The following is a 24,817-nucleotide window of genomic DNA, read 5'->3' as shown; positions in this document are numbered from 1 at the left end:
AAATATTCCATGCGTAAAATTTCTAAAATTACCTATATTTGTATTTTCAGATATAGGCATAGAAATTAAAGTATGAATAAGCGAACAATTATTAACATAGGTATGTTATTATTAATAGAACTTGAGTGTTAGGAGGACAAAAGAAATGAAATATGAACGAAATTATAAGATTCGTTTTAACGATTCTGAAAAATATGAACAAAAATATTATCGGGAGATCACTCTTTTATTACTTTTAGAAGGAGAGATGATGGTGGAAAAGCAGGATAAAGCCTATCAATTATCCTCAGGAGATATGTTTGTATTTAATATAAATGAGCGAATTGAATTAAAACCACTTTCAATAAAGCATGTAGTTTACATAGAGCTTCAAATTGACACGTTATTTTTTGTGATGCAGTTTCCTATGGTTTTTCACGTACAATTTGAATGTATTCCTAAAAGCAAAGAACAAGGCAAATTAACGGCAATGGAACAAATGAGAACACAACTAGCAGAATTATGTTTGCTAGAATTCGGAGAAGAAATAGCAAAGAAAATAAAAGAAAATATTATATTCAATCAATTATTGTACGGACTAGTCCAGCATTTCAGTAAGTCACAAACTTGTTTTTATCCGTTTAACGAGCAGCCAAAATTGTATGAGATACTTAATTATATCGAAGAAAATTTTCAAAAATCACTTTCATTGAAGAAAGTAGCAGAACACTTTTATTTGTCTGCACCAGCCTTGTCAAAGTTTTTCAAACAACAGACTGGTACTTATTTTTCTGATTATTTGAGGGAGTTAGCAATCAATCATAGTCTAAAAGAATTACTTTATACGAAACGAAGTATTGAACAAATCGCACAAAATAATGGTTTTAAGAATAGCAAAACTTACCGAGAAGCGTTTAAAAAAAAATTTAATGTACCGCCAACAACTTATCGGATACAACACACGAAAGAAATATTAACTAAAAATTTAGATTCTTTATCGGTATTAAGAAAAAATGAGCAGCGTAAAGAAATGGTCACTTTACTTTATAAATATTGTCAAAACCAAATAGAAAAGGTTCATTCAATGAACATAGATGTTCAAAATAAAGCGATAGACATAAAAATGTCGAATCGTTCTTTAAAAATAAAAGAGAGAGATTTTGTTATAAATATTGGATCATTAGATAAATTAGCGATGGATTCGATTCAAAAAGAACTTTTAGTATTAAAAAAAGAAAAGATGATTACTCATGTTCAGTTCCACCAGTTATTTTCTCAATGTCCCTCTTCTTTTCAGTTAGCAAAAAAGACAAAATTAAATTCATTTCCTTTTTTTGAGCAATTAGATAAAATATTGCTTTTTCTAGATAGGCATGCGATTGGTGTCATATTTAATGTGAACGCTCAGCAGGTGAAAGAGTTGTTGAAAGAAAGTTTGTACCGAAAATTTTTTGTTCATTTGCACAATCAGTTTGGAAAAAATACAATTGAAACGTGGAAAATTAATTTCAATTTACCACCAATTGAACAAGAGAATTATCTTTTTCATGAATTAAGGAATTATTTTATTAGTATTTCTGAAAATATAGAAATCGGTGCAACGATTCCCCTTGCAGATTCTCGAGAGTTTAAAGAGGAAGATATCATTTTCTTTTTAAAAACTGTTGCTCCTTTCTGCCAATTTTTAACCTATTCCGCTGATCCTAATAAACTTGTTTCACAAGAAAAAGAAGTTGTACCCATTAAAGATATCCACCAGTATTTGTTCAAAAAAACCAATTATATCAAACATTTGCTAAAAGAACATGAGCTAAATGTTCCGCTTTACTTAATGGATTGGAATACCATTACCGGAAAGACAAGAGTGACAAACGGTACTTTTTTTAGAGGCGCAATTATTTTGCAAGAATATTTGGAACTATTGCCTTTAGTCAAGGGGGTTGGCTTTTGGTTAAATATTGAATTATACGAAAGCATGAGTCTTTCTGACCAACTTTTGAATGATGGACTTGAATTATTTCATTTTCAAAATAATAAACGTCCCGTCTATTATTGTATGTGGCTGCTTCAACGACTTAAAGGCGAGATAATCGCAATGGGAAAAGAATATCTTTTGGTTAAAAATAGAAATAAGTATCAATTGCTTTTATGGAACAGTAATTATTTTGATCCGTATCTTTCATCAGAAGAAAGTTTTTTAAATAGTTATAAAGTATCGTTAGCAATAAATATTCAAGAATTGCCTTCAAGCTATTACCAGATCAAGCAAATTGATTTTGACCATCATAATGGCGCAGTTTACTATACGTACAATCAGTTTCGAAAAATTAAACATTTAGATGTCGAGCTGCAAGAATATATTGAAAGAACCACTCACCCAAGAATGAAAGCGTTTGAAATCGAGCTGGAAGATCGTTTTTCTTATTATATTACACTTGAATCAAATGCGATTAGTTTGATTGAATTAACCGCCTACATCTGAAGCAATTTACTAGTTATTGAATCAACCGTTAAAAAAATGAGCTAGTGGTATTTTGTTTTTTGATGAAATGCCATTTAACAAAAGAAAAGTTTTTAGCAATGATTATAACTAGTTAATTTTTGTGAGACAGAACAATTTTAGAGATTAAAGCATCGTTTCAAATAAATACGTAGTTCTTTTTAATAGGTAAGTAGACAGCCTATTTTTGCTTGATTGCCACAAGAGGACCTTTTTTACTTTTATGATACACTTATAAAGAATCAATTATTTTTTAGTAGGTGAAAAAATGACAGCGAGAAAATTGCGTATCTTATTGTTTGTTAGCGGTATCTTACTGATTGTTTTTATTAGCTATCGATTGTATTTAGAATATCAGATAGATATCCAAATTTTTTTTGATCCTAAAGCAAGTCGGCGACAAATGATGACAAGTATTCGTTCTCATGGTTTTACTGCTGCTCTAATATTAGTTTTACTTACTGGCATTATGTGTGCAGTGCCGGGTGTGCCTACTTCGGTTATCGGTGTTCTTGTAGGTTTAAGTTATGGCCCTTTGTTAGGAACGTTAATTAATGTTTTTGGAAATGTGTATGGCAATCTATTATCAATTTTCTTGATGCGACATTTAAAGTCTTTTACTCGTTCTACCAAATCAAATTGCTGGGTAGAAGCAATCCGTAAAATGAGACACCCAAAAGTCGGTATTGTCATTGGCTATATGGTTCCAGTAATTCCATCTTCTGTCATCAATTTTGCCATCACGACTTTAAATTTACAAATCCGTGAAGTCATTCTATCCATCATCTTTGGAGCCGTTCCATCTTCTTTACTCTATGCTTGTGGAGGAGAAGCTTTATTCCACGGCTACAGTAAGATGGCTATTTTGTTAGTAGCAAGTGTTCTTGTGTTTACTTTTTTAATTGTAATTATTTATAAAGACCGTCGGCAGCATCATTTGCAATAAATTATCTGATTTGTTTTTATAGTCGTTTCACAAAAAGAGTGCATTCTATTCAATAGTTCAGTTGATTTCTTACTTTAGTCATGAAAAATTCAAGGTTTATTTTTTAAAATGTAGAGCAGAAAAGAAACAACATTCTGAATTTTTCTGTTTTCAATTTTTTCTAGAAGTTGTAAACTAATAAAGGGAAATGAGGGACATAAATGGAGAAAAATGAAAAAAATATGTTAACACATTCATTGATTTTACTTTTATCAATTACATGTGGTGTTGTGGTAGCAAACATGTATTATATTCAACCAATTGGCACCAAAGTTGCGGCAAGTTTGTCTGTTAGTACAAGTGCGATTGGTATTTTAACGATGTTGACACAACTAGGCTATGCAGTGGGTTTGCTTTTTTTAGTACCATTAGGTGATGTGGTGGATCGACCAAAACTGATTATCCGAATGTCTGCGTTGTCTGCTATTTCACTACTAGCTGCTTTTTTTGCGCCGTCTTTTACGTTATTTGCGTGTGCTTCGTTTTTAATCGGTTTATTATCAATCGTACCGCAAGTTATTATTCCTTATGGTGCGGTACTAGCCGGTCCAAAAGTAAGAGGAAAAGTGATAGGTACTTTATTAAGCGGTCTCTTAGTGGGAATTTTACTTTCACGAACGATTTCAGGATTGGTAGCTAGTCTTTTTTCATGGCGCATGATTTATTTGTTTGCTCTAGTGACTGTGGTTCTTTTGACCGGATTGCTGTACTGGAAGTTGCCTAGAACGCAAACAATTGCAAAAACAGAGTTCTCATACCTTGATTCTTTAAAAAGTTTACCGCATTTAGTCAAAAGTCAACGTTTACTGCGTGAAGCATCAATTAGTGGTTTTTTTATGTTTGGTACTTTTTCTATTTTTTGGTCAACGTTGATCTTTTATATTAGTAGCCCCGTGTATCATTGGGGAACCTTTGAGGCAGGAATTTTAGCTGTTTTTGGTTTATCAGGAGCGATAGCAGCGCCGATTGTTGGTCGTTTGGCTGACTCTTATTCGGAAAGAAAGATTGTAGGTATGGGACTTGTGATGCAAACAATCAGTTTTATTGCTTTACTAGTAGCTGGCGGTCATTTAATCGTAATGCTGCTTGCTATTATTTTATTAGACGTTGGCAATCAATTTGGTCAAGTGGCAAATCAAACGAGAGTCCAAGGCTTAGATGAAACTGCAAGTAATCGAAACAATACAGTTTTTATGTTTATGTATTTTATTGGAGGCGCCACTGGTTCCTTATTAGGAACAGCAATGTGGCAGCATTATGGTTGGGTCGGTGTAACAGGGATTGGTTTAGTTTTTCAAGGGTGTGCCTTTTTCTTTCAAACAATTGTTTTTCGAGAAAGAACAGGTGAATAATGTAAAAGAATCACAAAATGTTTTACGGATTTTTTAGTCAATTGGAGGGGTTAAATGAACGAGTTGATATTATCCATCCCAGAAATTGTTTTGAGATTAGGAATTGCGATGCTGTTTGGTGGTGCTATTGGTTTTGAACGACAATATAAAAATCGTCCAGCGGGGATGCGTACGCATATTCTTGTTTGTATGGGAGCTTGTGTCATTGCACTGATCCAAGTTGAGATTGCCAGTAGCGCAATAAAAAATGCTTTGACTTATCCTCAACTTGTTGGAACAGTACGTTCAGATGAAGCACGCTTAATTGCTCAAGTTGTAAGCGGAATTGGTTTTTTAGGAGCAGGAACGATCATTGTTACCAAACAGTCGGTTACGGGGTTAACGACTGCTGCTTCTTTGTGGACTGTCGCAGGTTTAGGAATTGCCATTGGTATGGGGTATTATGCTATTGCAATTATCAGTTTTATCGGTATTGCATTTGCACTCACTGTAGTAAAACGTGTAATCCATGTACCGACAACAAAGAAATTAGAAATTCAATTTATTCACCGGAAAGAAACTAAAGACTTTCTTAACGATTATTTTGAAGAAAAGAATATTGTTATTGAAGATGTAAACTTTGATGTGAAATTTGTTGATGACTACCGTATTTACAAAAACATCTACACGATTGATTTACCTAAAGGATTGACTTACGCAGATGTGATCGAGGAACTTTCTGTGTACAAAAATATTACGAAGCTTCATTTAGTCAGTCTTGCACAATAACATAATAAAGAAGAGTGTACTTGGACCGTCTTTAACTGCAAACAATCAGTCGCAATTTACGAAAATAAGTAGGCAAATTTTTGTAAATGGCGGCTTTTTTTGTCAAAGTTTTTTTATCTGAACGGCAAAGATTTCTTTTTGTTTTATATTCTTTTAAAGGTTAACTGCGTATAAAAAGCATAGTTAAGACATGTTCAAAATAAGAAGAGCAAAAAATAAATAGAGGATTTGGTCTATACTAATGTTGTAAAAGAAAAAAGAACATGCTATAATTGGGCTATACCAAATATAAAGGAGTAGTTGTTATGGAAATCATTCGTGTGAAAAACGCTGAAGAAGGTGGAAAAAAAGCCTTTGAAATGATCAAAAAAGGAATGGAAAATGGTGCAAAAGTATTAGGACTTGCCACAGGAAGTACGCCAATGACTTTATATAAAGAGATGACTTCAAGCGATCTGGATTTCAGTGACATGACTTCTATAAACTTAGATGAATATGTTGGATTAGGCGGTTCAGATGAACAAAGCTATCGTCATTTCATGGACGTGCAATTGTTTGATAAAAAACCTTTTAAAGAAACTTATGTACCCAATGGAAAAGCAGATGATTTAGAAGCTGCTTGTCATACTTATGATCAAATTATTGAAGAGCATCCAATTGATATCCAAATCTTAGGAATTGGTCAAAACGGACATATCGGTTTCAATGAACCCGGTGCATCATTTGATGGAACAACTTCAGTGGTTGATTTAACAGAGTCAACGATCAATGCCAATCAACGATTTTTTGAAAAAGCAGAAGATGTACCAACAAAAGCTGTTTCAATGGGGATCGGTTCAATTTTAAAGGGAAAAGAAATCATTTTGATGGCTTACGGAGAAAATAAGGCAGATGCTATCAAAGGAATGATTGATGGTCCGATTACACCTGAGATGCCAGCAAGTATTTTACAAAAGCATGAAAACGTGATTGTCATCATTGACGAAGCAGCAGCAAGTAAATTATAAAAAGAGCCATAAAACGACAGTTTATTGACACTCATTCTAACAAAGCTAGAAAATTTAGCTAAATGAATGGGTGTTTTTTGTGCTTTTACCAAATAATTGTTAACAAGTATTTTAGAAGGGTTCATTTTTTTATTTATTCAAATCGCATTAGAGATAACCGTAAATAGTTTATAATAAAGTGTGAAATAATTCTCGTAGTTTACGTAACTGAGGGAGCTTCAATTATTTCTTACTCTTGTAAAAAATTTTTTGGTAGGTTAAAAAAGGTAGCGCTTTAATAAAAGAAAAATGCTAAAATAGACTTATTAATTATTGGAGGAGATATATGCAATCACGTTTTAAACAATCAAAACTATTTTTTTGGACCGTCGAACTAGTACTCACAATTATTGGTGTTTATTTCATATTACAGATGCCTCATATTTTTAGTCCAATTTTGAATATGTTTTCGGCGATCTTTTTACCGCTTTTGGTGGCAGGATTTTTATACTATATGTTTGCACCAGTAGTGTTTTTTTTAGAAAAGCATCGAGTTCCAAGAGTATTTGGCTTTTTGTTAACATTTTTTATTTTACTTATTTTAGTGGCAGTGACAGTGATGAATATTGTGCCACAGTTAGCTCATCAAACGATTCAACTCACCCAAAATCTGCCTTCTTATGCGGATGAAACAAGTAAATGGTTGAATGAGATTGCTCAAAGGGAAGAATTCAAAAATTTTAAATTGGAGGAGCAATTAGCTTCAGCAAATCTATCATTAAGTCATTTATTTAATCTCTTATTAGTTAGTTTAACTGCAAGTGTTTCAAAAATTTTTTCGTTTATGATGCAATTTTTTATATTATTATTTACGGTACCATTTATATTATTATTTATGTTTAAAGACGGACATAAATTTATGGATGCTTTGTCTCATTTCTTTCCTCAATCGATCCGTAAAGAGCTTAATAAAACAGTCAGAGAATTAAATGCTACGTTGTCTGCATATATCAGTAGTACGATTCTTGATGCAGTATTGATTGGTGTGCTAAGTTTTTTAGCAATGAAATTATTTAACCAGCCTTATAGTTTATTACTTGCAGTAATTTGCGGTTTAACCAATATTATTCCTTATGTCGGCCCTTTTATCGGAGCTGTACCAGCAGTTATTGTTGGTTTATTTGTCTCTGTATTTCAGGCTTTATATATGGCACTTGCAATTCTTGTGATCCAGCAATTAGACGGAAACATCATCAAACCGTTATTATTTGGTAAAACGATGAATATTCATCCATTGACGATTATTTTAGTTTTAATCGGTGCTGGAAGTGTAGCAGGAATCATGGGGATGTTGATTTGTATTCCTGTTTATGCCGTTATAAAAACATTAGTATTGAACATTAGGAAAATTTATTTATTACGAAAATCTGAAGCTGTAACAGAATCAATGCTTCTTGTTGAAAAAATTGATCAAACAGAAAATGAGTAAGAAAAAACATAAGATAGCTGACTGTTTTTAGTCAAATGAACTTGCCTGCTAACAGTTGCTTTTGGCGAAGACATGTTAAATCCGAGCACTAACAGATACATTTAGCTTATCAATGCATTATATCTAGATAAATCAATAGTTTTTGATCATAAATAAAAAGTTGAACTTTATTGAGTAAAATAAGTGAAGCTTTCATTAAAAAAGGAACTCTCTTAGACAGTCTAAAAAAGATTTTCAGAGGGTTCCTTTTTGTGTGGTTTGATTGTTTATAAAATGAGGAGTAACCGAATATTTTACTTAAAAAAGGATAATGTGATTATTCAAGGAAGACGTCTATAAGGACTATGTATTCTTAATAGTAGGCGTTTTATTAGAAACCTTATACAAAAATGTCTAGAGTAATGGACAAAACTTAGTGAAGCTAAAGTAGAAAAAGGATGTATGCTGAAGGCATAGAGGGGGAAAGATCATGACTAGTTCAATGAATCGAGAAAATAAATTATTGTTGCTGTTGTCAAAACAAAACCAATATATGACTTCAGAAGAATTAGCCAATTTATTAGATACCTCGACTAAAACAGTCTACCGCTTAGTAAAAAAAATAAATACAGAATTTCAAAACGGTCATTTGATTTTATCGGAAAAAGGAAAAGGATATAAACTAGATTACGAGAAATTTATTGAGCACAACAAAGAAGTGATGAATCGATCGAGCCGTTTGTCGCCGACTGAACGACAAAATCGCATAATGGAAGAATTATTACTGTCTTCACCTAAACCCATTAAAATTTATGAACTTTTTAAAGCATACGAGGTGGGAGATTCTGCTATTTCTACTGATGAAAAAATGATTGTACAACAGTTGAAGAAGTTTGATCTTCGACTAATTCGAAAAAAAAGAACTTTAGCAATCAAAGGAACAGAAGAAAATATACGTAAAGGGATTGCTGAAGTCATTTGGCCTATAAATATTCTTGATATCGATGAAATTAATGTTTCACAGGTAGTCAATTTTAACCGTTATGATGGTCTATTCGTTTCAGCTCAATTAAAGTTGATCGAAAAAATGTTAAAAGGCGGGCTTCCTTATCCTTACAATGTGAATATATTTTCTCACCTTTATATTTTGATTAGTCGTTCAAGAAAAAAAGGTCGATCAATGATTGAAGAGATGGTAACTAATGAAAAACGTGTATTTTTTGCAAAAGAAAAGCGAATCAAAGAAACGGCAGAAGTTATCATTCAAAATGTAGAAAGATATCTTGCTGTTTCATTGCCTGTGAATGAATCTTATTATCTCTATCAATATTTAGTTTCCTCAAGAATGGAAAAAATAACCCATGAAAGAAAATTATTCTCAGAAGAGATCAAAAAAATTACAACTTATTATTTAGAAGAAATGGGAAAGCGAATGAATCGAAGAGTTGCAAATAAGAGCATTTTTATTGATCTTGCTAATCATATCAAGCCCATGATCAATCGTTTAAAAAACCGTATTTATGTTAAAAATGGCTTGTTGGATCAAATTCAATTGACCTATGAAACCATTTATCATAGTGTATCAGAAGTATCTAAAGAAGTCAGTCATCAATTTCAACTGCCTATGATCAACTCAGACGAGATTGGTTTTCTTACGTTGTATTTTGCAAGAATGCTAGAAGTACATCAGTTGCCCATTCAAACACTCATTATGTGTACGACAGGAATTGGGACATCTGAATTGTTAAAAGTAAAAATTATTAAAAAGTTTCCTGATTTAAATGTAGTAGATGTTATTGCAACGAAAAATTATCATACGGTTTTAGAAAAAAATCCGAATATAGAATTGATTTTGACAACTGTAGGAATCAACACGCAATTGGTCGCACATACTTTACTTGTCAGTGCAATGCTAACGGCAGATGACCAAGAAAGAATTCAACAAAAGATTGGGGAAATTTACAATGAAAGATGAGTTTATCGAAAAAATTGATCGATCGCTTGCTTCTCAACAAGAAGTGTATCATTGGTTGGCAAGTACACTTTATCCTCGAGAAAAAGAAAAAATATGTACATTGACAGAGGCATTTTTTATGCGTGAACAAAAAGGAAGTATACAAATTGATGAAGGAGTTATTCTCCCGCATATTGAAAATAAGTTGATTCTTCAATCAAAAATTATCATTTTGAATCTAAAGGAACCAATTAAACAGTGGAGTAATAAAATAGGTCAAGTCCATTTGATTCTTTTCGTGTTACTTTCAACGGATACACCTATTGAAAGAAAACAAAAAATGATCCATTTTATACAAAAGTTAGCAGATGAAACATTTATCCAAACATTAAAAAGGGGAGATAAACTATGAAAATTGTAGGAGTTGCAGCTTGTACCGTCGGTATCGCTCACACGTATATCGCACAAGAAAAACTAGAAAATGCCGCAAAAAAAGTAGGTTATGAAGTGCATATTGAAACACAAGGAACAATTGGGATTGAAAATGAATTGACAACAAAACAAATCAAAGAAGCGGATCTTGTCATTTTAGCGATTGACGTGAAAATCAGCGGTAGAGAACGGTTTGAAGGGAAACGAATCATTCAAGTGCCAACAGAAATTGCTATTAAATCCCCTAATAAACTGATCGAAAAAGCGATTGAAGTCGTAAAACGAACATAAAAGGAGCGAAAATGTCATGGAGGTAACAATCATCATTGATCCCAATACCATTAAAATAAATTTAACAGGAACAACCAAAGAAGAAGTTCTTGAAGAGTTAGCGACGGTACTATTAAAAAATGGGTACATTAATGATTTAAAAGAATTTATGAAAGCGATTTACAAACGCGAAAAAGCAGGTCATACAGGAATTGGCAATTATATTGCCATTCCTCATGGGAAAAGTGCTTCAGTTAACAAAATAGGTGTGGCCATTGGTGTGACTCCGTATGAAATTTCTTGGGAAACATTGGATGGAAAAGGTGTAAAGGGAATTATTCTGTTTGCTGTCGGCAATGATAATGAAGGGGCTAAAAATCACTTAAAGTTATTATCTTTGTTTGCTAGGAAATTAGGAAATGATGCCGTTGTGGAGCAATTAATTAAAGCAAAAACACCAAAAGATGTGATTACAGCATTTACTTTATCAGAAAAAAGAACAGACAAATAAAAAGAAGTTGATGTTAATGGTATTGCATGCAAAATGTATTGGTATAAGGAAATCAAGCTTCAAGTAACAGCTCTAAACGCAAGACATAATTATAAATTGTACAATTGATAGTAAGGAAAAATATTGATCAGAGAAACTAAGCTTACTATGTTGGTGAGAATTAACAAAGAGCGGAATGATTCAAGAAGTAGGTAATGGTGTGTCAATAAGTGAAATAAAAAGCATAACAAAGAATGAAAAAGTGAATGGATTAAGGAGGAGAAAGAATGGAAAAGATAAAAAAGTTGAATTTAAAAGGTCATTTATTAACAGCGATTTCATATTTGATTCCAATTGTTTGTGGTGCAGGCTTCTTAATTGCTATTGGGATGGCTTTTGGCGGAACTAGTCAAGGAACTCTCGTGCAAGGAAAGTTTTCTTTTTTTGATGCCTTAGCTACAATGGGTGGTGCTAGTTTAGGGTTATTACCTTTAGTAATTGCAACAGGCATTTCTTATTCTCTTGCAGCAAAGCCGGGAATTGCACCGGGATTTATCATTGGTTTGGCTGCCAACGTTATTGGTGCAGGCTTTATTGGTGGAATAGTCGGCGGTTACTTAGCTGGATTTTTAGTATTAGCGATTTTAAACTATATAAAAGTGCCAAATTGGGCGAAAGGACTGATGCCGACTTTAATTGTTCCTTTTACTGCTTCAATTGTTGGTGGATTAATCATAGTTTACTTTATTGGAGCCCCAGTTGCTCTATTTACGTCTAGTCTTACGAATTTTTTAGCTGGATTAGGAAACTCTTCACTATTGATTTTTGGTGGTGTGATCGGCTTACTAAGTGGAATTGATTACGGGGGGCCGATTAATAAAACGGTTTTTGCCTTTGTTTTGGCGATGCAAGCTGAAGGAATGAACGGCCCCGTTACAGCTCTTCAATTAGTGAATACAGCAACGCCTATTGGTTTCGGGTTAGCCTATTTTATTGCAAAATTGTTTCGAAAAAATATCTATACAAAAGTGGAAGTTGAAACATTAAAATCTGCTGTTCCAATGGGGGTAATTAATATTGTTGAAGGTGTTATTCCGCTTGTCATGAACGACATGATACGAGGAGTAGTTGCTACGGCCATTGGCGGTTTTGCTGGCGGTGTGTTAATGATTCCAACAATGACTAACCCTTTAGCAGGTGTGCTATCAATCTTAGTTAACGTCCTAGTAACGGCTGTCGTTTTAGTGATTATTAAAAAAGATGTAGGAGAAAAAATCAAATCACCTATTGAAGAAGAGGAGATACACTTAGAGGACATTCAAATTTTCTGAAGTTTTGAATACTAGTTAGAAGGTAAGTTTTAAATAAAATAGGAGGAAATACATGAAAAAAATTTTATTTTCACCATCTTTAATGACGATGGATTTAGATAAATTTAAAGAACAAATTACATTTTTAAACCAGCATGTCGATTCTTATCATATTGATATTATGGATGGACACTATGTTCCTAATTTAACACTGTCTCCATGGTTCATTGATGAAGTACGTAAGATTAGTCAGTTGCCGATGTCTGCTCATTTAATGGTTGAGGATCAAAGTTTTTGGGTAAACCAACTAATTTTAAAAAAATGCGAATGGATTTGTATGCACGCAGAATGTTTAGCAGGCCTTGCTTTTCGTTTAATTGATCAGATTCATGAGGCGGGGTTAAAAGCCGGTGTTGTGCTAAATCCTGAAACACCGATTGATACTATTTTTTCTTACATCGACTCAATAGATAAAATTACTATTATGACTGTTGATCCGGGTTTTGCTGGACAGCGTTTTATTGAAAGTCCGTTGGAGAAGATTGTTGATTTAAAAGAATTGCGGCAAAAGCGAGGATATCAGTATTTAATTGAAATGGATGGTTCTTCCAATCGAAAGTCGTTTAAGCAGATTGATCAAGCTGGACCAGATATCTATGTTGTTGGACGCAGCGGATTATTCGGTTTAGCGAACAATATTGAAAAATCATGGTGTCTTATGAAAAAAAACTATGAAGAAGCGACTGGAAAAAGCATAGAATAAAAAAACACTTAAAATTAAGAGCGTGGGACAAAAGTATTCTTTACTTTTGTCCCACGCTCTTAACTTAGATAAACAGTGAGAGCAGAAGCAACTCCTTTGACTTATTTCTCAAAGTTAAATACTTCTGTTCCAATCTTTCGCCTTTGTTAGTTATCTTTTAGTCCAATTAAATAGTCTTCATCTTTCATTGCTTCCACATGTCCTAATAAATAACCATTTCCGACTTGGGAAAAGAAATCATGATTGCTGGTGCCGGTAGAGATTCCATTCATCACGATTGGATTGACGTCATTTGCTGTATCTGGGAAAAGTGGATCCATCCCAAGATTCATCAAGGCTTTGTTCGCATTGTATCGAAGGAAAGTCTTCACTTCTTCCGTCCAGCCAATTGGATCATATAATTCTTCTGTGTAGCGCTCTTCATTTTCATAAAGATCATATAGTAGATTGTACATCCAATCTTTTAGCCGTTTTTGATCTTCTTCTGAAAGTCCATTATATCCTAATTGAAACTTGTAGCCGATATACGTTCCGTGAACCGATTCATCTCGGATAATTAATTTAATGATTTCTGCTACATTCGCCAATTTGTTATTTCCCAAGTAATAAAGAGGCGTATAAAAACCAGAATAAAATAAGAAAGTTTCCAAGAAGACACTTGCGATTTTCTTTTCTAACGGCGTTCCATTTTTATAGATTTCATTAATGCGCTCAGCTTTTTTTTGCAAATAAGGATTCGTGTTTGTCCATTCAAAAATTTCCTCAATTTCTTTTTTTGTGTTTAATGTACTAAAAATAGAGGAATAACTTTTGGCATGGACAGATTCCATAAATTGAATGTTATTTAATACTGCTTCTTCATGTGGGGTACGTACGTCTTTTCGTAGCTGATCCATTCCGCTTTCTGATTGAACCGTGTCAAGCAAAGTTAAACCGCCAAAAACATGGCCGACGGTCTCTTTTTCTAATGGTGAAAGCGTGCGCCAATCATCTAAATCATTAGACAAAGGGATGCGTGTATCTAACCAAAATTGTTCTGTTAGTTTCTCCCACGTAGATTTATCGATGACATCTTCAATTTCATTCCAGTTTATTGCTTTGTAATAAGTTTCTGACATGAGAAATGCTCCTTTATTTAAATTACATGTATTAAAATTTCTGATAGAAATTAGATGACACAACTTTCACATTGATTGCTGCCGATCTCTTCGGCATCATCTGTGAACGTACGAACGTAATAAATTGATTTTATTCCTCTATGAAACGCGTAGTGACGCAAAATATTTAAATCACGAGTCGTTTGCTTAGTCGTAGTTTTCCACTCATAAAGACCTTCAGGAATTTCCGAACGCAGAAATAGAGTTAAACTCATTCCTTGATCTACATGTTGCTGTGCTGTTGCATAAATGTCGATGACTTTACGCATATCCATATCATAAGCTGAAGTATAGTAAGGAATGGTTTCATTTGAAAGATAAGGTGCAGGGTAATAAATTTTCCCAATTTTCTTTTCTTGACGTTCTTCGATCATACGTGTAATCGGGTGAATACTTGCACTCGTGTCATTGATATAAGAAATCGAGCCATTAGGGGCAACGGCTAAACGATTTTGATGATATAACCCGTCTTTCATCACATTTTTTTTCAAGTTTTCCCAATCTTGTGCACTTGGAATGAATATTCTTTCAAATAAAGCTTTTACTTTTTCTGATTTTGGCTGGAATTGACCAGTAACATATTTATCAAAATAAGTACCATTTGCATAAGCCGATTTTTCAAAATTATGGAAAACTTGCTTTCTTTCGCGTGCAATTTGATTACTTTCTACTAATGTCCAATAGTTTAAAAGCATGAAGTAAATATTTGTGAAATCTACTGACTCTTTAGAACCATATTCCATGTGCTCTTTTGCAAAGAACGTATGCAGACCCATGGCTCCTAAGCCAATCGTGTGATTCAATTTATTTCCATGCTGGATTGGTGGAACAACGTCAATATCAGAAGCATCTGTAATAAAAGTCAAAGCGCGTGTCATCGTACGCACTGAATGACCAAAATCAGGACTTTCCATCAAATTGACAATGTTGGTTGAACCTAAATTACAAGAAATATCTGTTCCTAACACTTCGTATTCTTGTTTTCCATTAATCACAGAAGGTGTCTGAACTTGTAAAATTTCTGAACATAAGTTACTCATAATGATTTTTCCATCAATTGGATTTTCACGATTTGCAGTGTCAATATTGATGATATAGGGATAACCTGATTCTTGTTGTAATTTTGAAAGTTCGTTCTCTAGCTCACGTGCGTTGATTTTTTGTTTTCGGATATTTGGATTTGCTACTAAATGATCATATTCAGCAGTAATATCTACATAAGAAAATGGTACACCATATTCTTTTTCCACACTATATGGACTAAAGAGATACATTTCTTCGTTTTTTCGGGTTAGTTCGTAAAATTTATCGGGAACGATGACACCAAGCGAGAGAGTTTTCACACGGATTTTTTCATCGGCATTTTCTTTTTTGGCAGATAAAAACGCAAGGATATCTGGATGGAAAACATTTAAGTAAACTACGCCAGCTCCTTGCCGCTGGCCTAATTGGTTGGAATAACTGAAACTATCTTCAAATAATTTCATAACAGGCACGACACCACTTGCAGCTCCTTCATATCCTTTAATTGGCGCACCCGCTTCGCGCAGATTTGAAAGTGTGATACCGACACCGCCGCCGATACGGGATAATTGTAAAGCAGAGTTGATGGAACGCCCAATTGAATTCATATCATCAGTCACTTGTGTCAAGAAACAAGAAACAAATTCCCCACGGCGTTTGCGACCAGCATTTAAGAAAGAAGGAGTCGCTGGTTGGTAACGTTGGTGAATCATTTCATCTGCTAAAGAAAGAGCCAATTGTTCGTCACCATGAGCAAAATAAAGCGCATTAAATGCCACTCGATCTTCATATGTTTCAAGATAAGCAGTTCCGTCATTTGTTTTTAAGGCATATTGTGAATAAAACTTATAGGCAGCCATAAATGATTGGAATGCAAAATGTTGTTTTGCTAAAAAGTGGTAAAGAGACTCGATAAATTCTGTGGAATAAAGCTGGATAAATTCCGACTCTAGATAATCATTATCAACGAGATAATTAATTTTATCCATGACTGTTGCAAAAGTCATCGTATTTGGTTTTACATTTTCTTCAAAAAATGCTGCCAAAGCTTCTTTGTCTTTATTCAAAGGAATTTGACCATTGACTGGTCGATTGATTTCATTATTTAGTTTAAAGTAACTAACATCTTTTAACTGCTTAAGACTCATAAATATGCCCAACCTTCTTTTATATTCTTTTATGCTGTAAAAAAGGATTTGGAGGAGGTTACGGCAAAAATGAGTGCCTTAATTCCATCAAATCCACTAATACGTTTGTTTTAATTGACTGTTGACTAACTAGCAAGTTTGCGAAGTTGATCAGGACGAAAACCAATCACTGTTTGTGCGTCTGATGTAATAACAGGAACGCTTTGGAATCCTTGGGCTTTTAACCATTCGATGGCATCTGGTTGTTCGTCAATATTTACTTCTTCAAAATCAATGTGATTATCTGCTAAAAAGCGTTTGACCATTTTACACTGCATACAATTGTTTTTAGAAAAGATTTTTACATTCATGTTTAGTGCCTCCTTCGCAGTTCTTATTTATCTATACTGAATAGTATAAAACTATTAGTAAAAAAGTCAAACGTAGAACACTATATATTGTGTTGTGGAAACTGTGGAATACTATGTTTTGTGGTTTTTGAAAAACAGGTGAAAACAAGTAATATTAGAAAAACTGGCAAGTTTAATACTAAAAATATTGTGGAAAAAATAATTAAAAAGATTTTTTTAACCCACAGTAAAATTATTTAATAAAAATTCGCTCAAAAAATCACATAATCTGTTGACTTTCATGATAGGAGCGAGTATCTTTATTGAGAATGATTCTCAATTAATGAGTATAAAATGAGTAAAGTAGATAAAAAAGTGTGAATAAAGGTTAAATAGTTAGACAGAATTTTTTTCATAAGAAGGGGATAGAAATGAATTTTTTGTCTTTAGAAAAAGCAAAATTAAATCTTATGTACCAAATTGAAGAGATACAGACAAGTAATCGTGTAAAAAAGCATTTACAAACGCTTGGCATACTGGCTGGAAGCAACTTGGTGATAATCAATCGCTCAAAAAGCCACGCGATCCTTTTACTAAAAAACAACCGAATTGTCATTGACCGCAAATTATTGAGGCAAATTTTCGTGAAAAAAAACAAATTTTCTGAAGATAAGTGGACTTCTTTAGACCAATTATCGATAGGTGAAAGTGGAACAGTTATAGGAATTCACGGAAAAGGACCTGTGAAACGGCGATTGATGGATATGGGTGTGACTAAAAATGTCCATCTAACAGTGCGTAAATTGGCTCCATTAGGTGATCCTTTAGAAATTACATTAAGAGGATATGAACTAATGCTGCGTAAAGAAGAAGCAATGTTGATCCTTGTACAAAAAGAGGTGGAGCAAAGATGAAAGTAGCTTTAGTTGGCAATCCTAATAGTGGGAAGAGCAGTTTATTTAATGTATTAACTGGTGCAAATCAATATGTAGGAAATTGGCCCGGTGTTACTGTGGAAAAAAAGGAAGGGCAGCTAAAGAAAAATCCTTCCATTAAGATTCAGGATCTGCCGGGTATCTATTCCTTATCTCCTTATACTTGCGAAGAAGAGATCGCAAGAAATTATCTTATCAATGAGCGACCTGATTTGATTATTAATATTGTGGACGCCATGAATCTAGAAAGAAATCTTTATTTAACTTCTCAATTGTTGGATTTAAATATTCCCATGATTATTGGTCTAAACATGATGGATGTTATCGAAAAGAGCGGAAAAAAAATCAACGTTGAAAAATTAGCCTATGGATTAGGCGTTGCAATCTTTCCCATCAGTGTCTTAAAAAAAGAAGGTCTTGAACCACTCACAGAAAAAATTCTTCAAGCTTCGATCAACGAAAAAAAATGCAATTCAGTCTTATTTGGTAATTACGATGAGCGGTTGGAAGCAGCTTTACATGAAATTGAAACAGTTATAGGAGAAAATAAACCATTTCGTCGCTGGCATGCAATCAAATATTTTGAACGAGACAGTAAGCTATGGGAAAATCAAGAAATAACTCGAAAACAAAAGCAAGAAATTGAACAAATCATTCGTTTGACAGAGAAAATATTTGATGAAGACAGTGAAACCATCATGATCAATGAACGATACGAGTGGTTAACTCAGCTTACTGCATTATGTGTCGTATCTACAGATTCTTTTCAATTATCACTGAGTGATAAAATGGATCAAATTGTGACTAATCGTTGGTTGGCCTTGCCAATTTTTGCATTTGTCATGTGGTTGATTTATTATTTGGCAATTCAAACGATTGGGACAATGGGAAGTGATTGGGTTAACGATACATTATTTGAAAGTTGGGTTCCGCTACACGTTAAAACGATACTAGCAAATTGGCAAGTAGAATCATGGATGCAGCAACTGATTCTTAATGGCATCATTGCTGGAATCGGAGCAGTTTTAGGCTTTTTGCCCCAATTGATCGTCTTGTTTTTGTGTTTAAGCTTTTTAGAAGACTGTGGCTATATGTCAAGAATTGCTTTTGTGATGGATCGTTTGTTTCGAAAGTTCGGTCTTTCTGGAAAATCGTTTATTCCCATGTTGATTGCTACGGGCTGTGGCGTACCGGGAATAATGGCCAGTCGTACAATCGAAAATGAAAAAGATCGCCGCTTAACCATTATGATTACAACATTTATGCCTTGTTCTGCAAAACTGCCAATTATTGCGTTAATTACTGGAGCCTTTTTCCCCCACGCCTCTTGGGTGGCACCTTCTGCTTATTTCTTAGGAATGACGTCTATCATTTTCTCAGGAATTCTATTGAAAAAAACCAAGTTGTTTTCTGGAGATACAGCCCCATTTATTATGGAGTTACCTGCTTATCATCTACCACAGTGGTCAATGATTTTACGACAAACGTACGATCGAAGCCAAGCGTTTGTAAAAAAAGCCGGAACGATTATCTTTGTGTCTAGTATTTTGATATGGTTTTCGTCTTCTTACAATTTCCAAGGACAAATTGTTACAGAAGAAAAAAGTATTTTGGCTGAATTTGGTCGCATTGTTGCATTGCTTTTTCAACCTCTTGGCTGGGGAAATTGGCAAGGTGCGGTTGCTGCAATCACAGGATTAGTGGCAAAAGAAAATATTATCAGTACTTTTGGTATTTTATTTGGACATAAAGAGGTGTCAGAAAATGGTCGAGAAATCTGGCAAGCATTACAAACTACTTACACTGCGGCAGCGGCGTATTCCTTTTTAGCATTCAATTTACTTTGTGCGCCATGTTTTGCTGCAATGGGTGCGATTTACAGAGAAATGAATTCAAAAAAATGGACCTTAATAGCTATTGCCTATCAGTGCAGTTTTGCTTATGTCATCAGTTTTATTATTTATCAATTGGCTCATTTATTAGAAGACGGGCGGCTAGTGCGCTCAACTTATCTAGCTGGGGCATGTTTGATGTGTATAAGTTATGCTCTTTTGAAAAAAAAGTGTAAAAAACAAGAAATGATAGGGTTAGAAGGTGAAAACTAAATGGTGACCTTACTGTTAGGCTTATTGATTTTTGGAAGTGCCAGTTACATTGTCTATTCACATATCAAATCGGGCAGGACTTGTGGGGAATGTAAATGTGCTTGTCCGGTGAAACAAATTCAAAAAAATTACAAGCGTACAAGTGAAAAATAACTGAAATGAAAGTTTCGTCTAAAATTTGTCCAGTGTTAAAAAAGGAGTAAGTGATTGACGCGAAAAAATAGGCAGTAAAAAAGCAGTTCTTTATGTTTGTGATGCTAGAGAAAAATATTAAGGATGAACCAGCAAGTTCAAGCAGTTGATTGGTCGTTGGATCGATAGTTTATTCAAAAATATCTCAATAAGAAACGATAAATTTTCCCGATACAGCATGCTAGTTGAATAAGTTATTTTCTCCTTGATTGAAACGATTGGGTTACACTCTTTTTTGCTTATTTTGTACCTCCATAGTAAGATATAACTGAAAAAGAGAAGAAAGAGGAATGAATATGGCTGGAAAGAAAAAAGTCGTTCGTCCAAGATATCAACAAATTGCCGTTGATTTGGCTGAAAGAATTGTGGAAAACCGTTATCAGATTGGTGAAAAAATTCATGCAAGGTCTACTTTAGCAAGTACGTATAACGCTTCTCCTGAAACGACAAGAAAAGCAATCAACGTACTTGTTGACCTAGGAATCATGGAAGTTCGTCATGGAAGTGGTGCCTTTGTCGCCTCAAAAGAAAAAGCCAAAGATTTCTTATTGCAGTATCAAGATGTCCAGTCGATCCAAGAAATAAAAGCTGAAATTAGAGCGAGTGTAGAAAAGCAGCAAGAAGAATTGGATCATTTTTCACAATTGCTTGATCAATTAGTTCGTCAGACAAAACGAATACATAAGCTGAATCCTTTGTTGCCTTTTGAGTTGACGTTGACAAAAGAAGCCGTTCATCTTGAGCAGTCAATCAGTGAGTTAAATATTTGGCAAGCAACTGGAGCAACAGTTATTGCGATTTCTCATGAAGAAGAACTGCTGGTGTCTCCCGGCCCTTATGCGAAGTTTTCCGCAGGAGATACCGTTCATTTTATTGGCAGTGAGTACACGTTGCAGAGAATGACCAATTTTTTCTATCCAGAAAATTAAATAGGGGTTCCTTTTTATGATCGAAGTTTAGTCTTGAATAGCCTTTATAGTGAAGGACTATTTAGGACTTTTTTGTTAAAAAAACTGCCTTTTTTGACAAAGTGACTACACAATGTTAATATAGTGTGGTCACTTTTTTCAGAAAGAAAAATGAATTTGCATGAAAAGGAGAATTTGTTTGGTAAAGGTAGAAGTAAAAAATTTAACAAAGATATTTGGGAAAAAAACACAAGCTGCTTTAGATATGATGAAGAATCATCAACCAAAAACAGATATTTTAAAGAAAACTGGCGCAACCGTAGGGGTTTATAATGCAAGTTTTGATGTCAAAGAAGGGGAAATTTTCGTTATCATGGGGCTTTCTGGTAGTGGAAAATCGACCTTAATTCGTTTATTAAATCGTTTAATTGAACCAACAGCGGGAAACATCTACATCGATGGAGAAGATATTTCAACTTTAAGCAAAGAAGAACTTCGTGAAGTACGGCGTCATAAAATTAACATGGTTTTTCAAAGTTTTGGCTTATTTCCACATCGTACGATTTTAGAAAATACAGAATATGGATTAGAAGTTCGCGGCGTACCGAAAGAAGAACGGCAACAAAAAGCAGAAAAAGCGTTGGAAAATTCAAGTTTGCTTTCGTTTAAAGATCAATATCCTCATCAATTATCCGGTGGAATGCAGCAACGAGTTGGTTTAGCGAGAGCTTTAGCCAATGATCCTGAAATTTTATTAATGGATGAGGCTTTTTCTGCACTTGATCCGTTGATTCGCCGCGAAATGCAAGATGAATTACTTGATTTGCAAGAAAATGTACAAAAAACGATTATTTTTATTACCCATGATTTAAATGAAGCTTTACGCATTGGTGATCGTATCGCTTTGATGAAAGATGGCGAGATCATGCAAATCGGCACAGGAGAAGAAATATTAACTAATCCAGCCAACGACTACGTCCGAGAATTTGTGGAAGAAGTTGATCGTTCCAAAGTCTTAACCGCTCAAAATATTATGGTTCCTGCATTGACTACTAATATTGAGTCGGATGGACCAAATGTAGCGTTGACAAGAATGCGCAACGAAGAAGTAAGCATGTTGATGGCTGTGGATAGAAAACGGCATTTAAAAGGAATTATTACAGCAGACCAAGCATTAGAAGCAAGACGTCAAAAACGTCCGTTAGCCGATTTCTTAGATGAGAACGTCACAGTGATTGACAAAGAGATGGTGGTTAGTGATATTTTCAATATTATTTATGATTCACCGACGCCACTAGCAGTTGTTGAAAACGAGAGATTAAAAGGAGTTGTTATTCGTGGGAGTGTGATTGAAGCATTAGCAGAATCAGGAGAGGTGAATGAACATGAGTAATTTATTAAATTATCGAGTGCCAGTCGCAGATTGGGTAGAAAAAATGACTGAATGGTTCACCGCTACATTTGCAGGTGTATTTTCTTTTTTACAAACAATCGGTCAAGCCATCATGTCAGGGATTACTAATCTGTTATTAGTGATTCCAGCTCCTTTGTTTATCCTATTATTTACCGTCGTTGCATTTTTTATTTCCAAAAAACGTTTAGGGCTAGCTTTATTCACCTTAATTGGCTTAAGTTTTATTTATAATCAAGGGTTATGGGCTGATTTAATGAATACAGTCACACTGGTATTGTTATCTAGCGTGGTTTCGATTGTAATTGGTGTACCATTGGGAATTTTAATGGCAAAAAGTAGCAAAGCGCAAAGTGTCATCAAACCAATACTGGACTTTATGCAAACGATGCCGGGGTTTGTTTACTTAATTCCAGCAGTCGCATTTTTTGGAATCGGGATGGTACCCGGAGTATTCGCCTCTGTTATTTTTGCGTTACCGCCAACTGTTCGTTTTACCAATTTAGGGATTCGTCAAGTGCCGAAAGAATTAGTTGAAGCGTCTGATTCGTTTGGTAGTACAAGTTGGCAAAAATTATTTAAACTTGAATTACCACTTGCCAAGGGAACCATTATGGCCGGAATTAATCAAACGACGATGCTGTCACTTTCAATGGTTGTGATTGCTTCAATGATCGGAGCTCCCGGGTTAGGGCGTGGCGTGTTATCTGCTTTACAACGTGCCCAAGTAGGAAACGGTTTTGTTAATGGAGTAGCTTTAGTCATTTTAGCGATTATTATTGATCGGTTTACTCAACACTTGAATCAACCAACCCATAAAAAAGGAATCGAACGAATAAAACAAAAAAACAAAAAGCATCAAAGAATTTTTGTAGGTGCGGTGATTGTAGTGATTTTAGTCGCAGCTGGGTTAGGAAGTTTATCAAGTAGCAAAGAAACGAAAAAAATTAATCTTTCTTATGTAGAATGGGACACAGAAGTAGCCTCAACGAACGTCGTTGCGGAAGTGTTAAAAGGCATGGGGTATGATGTTACAATCACACCTTTGGATAATTCAATTATGTGGGAATCTGTTTCAAAAGGCGAATCAGATGGCATGATTTCTGCTTGGCTACCAAAAACTCATGGATCACAATATGCACAATATAAAGATCAAGTAGAGGATTTAGGAGCCAATCTAATGGGGGCTAAGGTTGGTTTAGCTGTACCAAATTATATGAACATCCATTCCATTGAAGAGTTATCCGATCAAGCAGGTAAAAAAATTATCGGAATCGAACCGGGCGCAGGAGTAGTTACAGCGGCTGAAAATACGATCAAGCAATATGACAATCTAAAAGATTGGACAGTGGAAACCTCTTCTTCTGGGGCTATGACGGTGGCATTAGGACAAGCAATCAAAAAACAAGACTCCATCGTTGTTACTGGCTGGACGCCCCATTGGATGTTTGCTAAATATAAATTAAAATATTTAGCAGACCCTAAAAAGACGATGGGTCACGCTGAAGAAATTCATACGGTCGTACGCAAAGGATTGAAAGAAGAGCAATCGGAAGCTTATAAAGTTTTAGATAAATTTCACTGGTCAGAAAAAGACATGGAGCAAGTGATGTTGGAAATTAATAATGGTAAAGACCCGCAGCATGCAGCACAAGATTGGATTAAAGAAAATCAAAAAACAGTTAATAGCTGGAAAGAATAGACATACAAAGACTTAGACTGTAAACAAAATTCTGATGATAGGAGGACGTTTACAGTCTTTTGTTTTAATTTTCGCTTACCTTATGAAAGAGTAAGCAAGGTTGTACAAAAATGTTTAACAAGAATAAATGAAAAATTACGGAAATATTTCAACGGTTTTTATGAATTTTAGTTTATTTTCAGTAATAATTACTCGTTGTTTTTAAAGGAGAAATAAGTTTTCCTATCCATTGCGGTGTTTGTTTATACACCTCACACTTATGAGATATACAAAAAGATTATTTTAACCTGCAATATTTTTCTTTTTATGAAAAAGATGTTTTCCTGTTTTTATCTATTCCATATGCTTCATGATAAAATAAAAGAGACAAAAGAAAACGCAAGGGTGTAAAGCAATGGAATTATTGGAAAAAGAAACATTTTACTATCGTTATAAAAACGACTTAATTGAACCTGTGTATTGTGCTTTTTTAAGGAAAAAGAATATCAAGGGTATACAAGTCATTACGAAGCTGTTTTCGCCTTTCTAACGTATCAAAATCGTGAATGGGTGCTCAACGCCCGAGCGTGTACCCGGTCTCAAACAAAAGTTTATCAAGGATCGCAAACGACATCGAAAAAGCTGGGAAGAAGCGTTTAGAAAATTTCCTC

21 protein-coding genes are annotated in these 24,817 nt (G+C 34.4%); 18 read left to right on the top strand and 3 right to left on the bottom strand.

Annotated elements, in window-relative coordinates:
• Positions 1–145: 145 nt before the first annotated feature.
• From RV14_RS07420 to alsE, 12 genes are all read left to right on the top strand, one after another.
• The gene (locus tag RV14_RS07420) at positions 146–2,461 is read left to right on the top strand and encodes a helix-turn-helix domain-containing protein (RefSeq protein WP_071855657.1); all 2,316 of its coding nucleotides are present in this window, start codon (positions 146–148) and stop codon (positions 2,459–2,461) included.
• A 286-nt stretch (positions 2,462–2,747) separates the two neighbouring features.
• A complete protein-coding gene (locus tag RV14_RS07415; RefSeq protein WP_071855656.1) occupies positions 2,748–3,425 on the top strand; it encodes a TVP38/TMEM64 family protein in 678 nt (225 codons plus the stop codon).
• Between the two features lie 200 nt (positions 3,426–3,625).
• Entirely contained in the window at positions 3,626–4,816 is a 1,191-nt protein-coding gene (locus RV14_RS07410) for an MFS transporter (protein WP_071855655.1), read from the top strand.
• 54 nt (positions 4,817–4,870) lie between these two features.
• The gene (locus RV14_RS07405; RefSeq protein ID WP_071855654.1) at positions 4,871–5,584 is read left to right on the top strand and encodes an MgtC/SapB family protein; all 714 of its coding nucleotides are present in this window, start codon (positions 4,871–4,873) and stop codon (positions 5,582–5,584) included.
• Positions 5,585–5,889: 305 nt separating this feature from the next.
• A complete protein-coding gene (gene nagB / locus RV14_RS07400; RefSeq protein ID WP_071855653.1) occupies positions 5,890–6,591 on the top strand; it encodes a glucosamine-6-phosphate deaminase in 702 nt (233 codons plus the stop codon).
• A 325-nt stretch (positions 6,592–6,916) separates the two neighbouring features.
• Positions 6,917–8,059, top strand: a complete 1,143-nt coding sequence (locus RV14_RS07395; RefSeq protein ID WP_071855652.1) for an AI-2E family transporter — start codon at positions 6,917–6,919, stop codon at positions 8,057–8,059.
• 469 nt (positions 8,060–8,528) lie between these two features.
• Entirely contained in the window at positions 8,529–10,013 is a 1,485-nt protein-coding gene (locus RV14_RS07390; RefSeq protein ID WP_071855651.1) for a BglG family transcription antiterminator, read from the top strand.
• Entirely contained in the window at positions 10,003–10,404 is a 402-nt protein-coding gene (locus RV14_RS07385; RefSeq protein WP_071855650.1) for a PTS sugar transporter subunit IIA, read from the top strand. The genes RV14_RS07390 and RV14_RS07385 overlap by 11 nt, the downstream gene beginning before the upstream one ends.
• Positions 10,401–10,715, top strand: a complete 315-nt coding sequence (locus RV14_RS07380; RefSeq protein WP_071855649.1) for a PTS fructose transporter subunit IIB — start codon at positions 10,401–10,403, stop codon at positions 10,713–10,715. Before RV14_RS07385 ends, RV14_RS07380 begins: the two co-directional genes overlap by 4 nt.
• A 16-nt stretch (positions 10,716–10,731) precedes the next feature.
• Complete coding sequence (locus tag RV14_RS07375; protein ID WP_071855648.1) at positions 10,732–11,205, top strand: PTS sugar transporter subunit IIA; 474 nt, start codon at positions 10,732–10,734, stop codon at positions 11,203–11,205.
• A gap of 266 nt (positions 11,206–11,471) precedes the next feature.
• Positions 11,472–12,515, top strand: coding sequence for a PTS fructose transporter subunit IIC (locus RV14_RS07370; protein ID WP_071855647.1), 1,044 nt, complete (start codon positions 11,472–11,474; stop codon positions 12,513–12,515).
• A 52-nt stretch (positions 12,516–12,567) separates the two neighbouring features.
• Positions 12,568–13,257 carry a D-allulose 6-phosphate 3-epimerase gene (gene alsE, locus RV14_RS07365; RefSeq protein ID WP_071855646.1) on the top strand — a complete coding sequence of 230 codons (690 nt, stop codon included), beginning with the start codon at positions 12,568–12,570 and terminating at the stop codon, positions 13,255–13,257.
• Positions 13,258–13,403: 146 nt separating this feature from the next.
• Here the strand turns inward: alsE and nrdF are convergent, their stop codons facing one another.
• From nrdF to nrdH, 3 genes are all read right to left on the bottom strand, one after another.
• Positions 13,404–14,375, bottom strand: coding sequence for a class 1b ribonucleoside-diphosphate reductase subunit beta (gene nrdF, locus RV14_RS07360; protein WP_071855645.1), 972 nt, complete (start codon positions 14,373–14,375; stop codon positions 13,404–13,406).
• Positions 14,376–14,425: 50 nt separating this feature from the next.
• Entirely contained in the window at positions 14,426–16,585 is a 2,160-nt protein-coding gene (gene nrdE, locus RV14_RS07355; protein ID WP_071855644.1) for a class 1b ribonucleoside-diphosphate reductase subunit alpha, read from the bottom strand.
• A 125-nt stretch (positions 16,586–16,710) separates the two neighbouring features.
• Positions 16,711–16,935, bottom strand: a complete 225-nt coding sequence (nrdH, locus tag RV14_RS07350) for a glutaredoxin-like protein NrdH (protein WP_071855643.1) — start codon at positions 16,933–16,935, stop codon at positions 16,711–16,713.
• Between the two features lie 410 nt (positions 16,936–17,345).
• Between nrdH and RV14_RS07345 the strand changes: the two genes are divergently transcribed.
• The 6 genes from RV14_RS07345 to RV14_RS07325 all read left to right on the top strand — a co-directional run bounded on the left by RV14_RS07345 (position 17,346) and on the right by RV14_RS07325 (position 24,167).
• Entirely contained in the window at positions 17,346–17,828 is a 483-nt protein-coding gene (locus RV14_RS07345) for a ferrous iron transport protein A (protein WP_071855642.1), read from the top strand.
• Positions 17,825–19,954: a ferrous iron transport protein B gene (feoB, locus tag RV14_RS07340; RefSeq protein WP_071855641.1), complete on the top strand. Its 2,130-nt coding sequence runs from the start codon at positions 17,825–17,827 to the stop codon at positions 19,952–19,954. The genes RV14_RS07345 and feoB overlap by 4 nt, the downstream gene beginning before the upstream one ends.
• Positions 19,955–20,107, top strand: coding sequence for a FeoB-associated Cys-rich membrane protein (locus RV14_RS12685; protein ID WP_143139749.1), 153 nt, complete (start codon positions 19,955–19,957; stop codon positions 20,105–20,107). It begins immediately after the preceding gene.
• Between the two features lie 335 nt (positions 20,108–20,442).
• A complete protein-coding gene (locus RV14_RS07335; RefSeq protein ID WP_071855640.1) occupies positions 20,443–21,075 on the top strand; it encodes a GntR family transcriptional regulator in 633 nt (210 codons plus the stop codon).
• A 178-nt stretch (positions 21,076–21,253) separates the two neighbouring features.
• Complete coding sequence (locus RV14_RS07330) at positions 21,254–22,447, top strand: quaternary amine ABC transporter ATP-binding protein (RefSeq protein WP_071855639.1); 1,194 nt, start codon at positions 21,254–21,256, stop codon at positions 22,445–22,447.
• A complete protein-coding gene (locus RV14_RS07325; RefSeq protein WP_071855714.1) occupies positions 22,440–24,167 on the top strand; it encodes an ABC transporter permease/substrate binding protein in 1,728 nt (575 codons plus the stop codon). Before RV14_RS07330 ends, RV14_RS07325 begins: the two co-directional genes overlap by 8 nt.
• Positions 24,168–24,817: the final 650 nt, after the last annotated feature.

Origin of the sequence: Enterococcus ratti (assembly GCF_001886195.1) — a bacterium.
In the GTDB taxonomy this organism is placed as follows: domain Bacteria; phylum Bacillota; class Bacilli; order Lactobacillales; family Enterococcaceae; genus Enterococcus_B; species Enterococcus_B ratti.
This window is presented reverse-complemented; position numbering and strand designations above follow the sequence as displayed.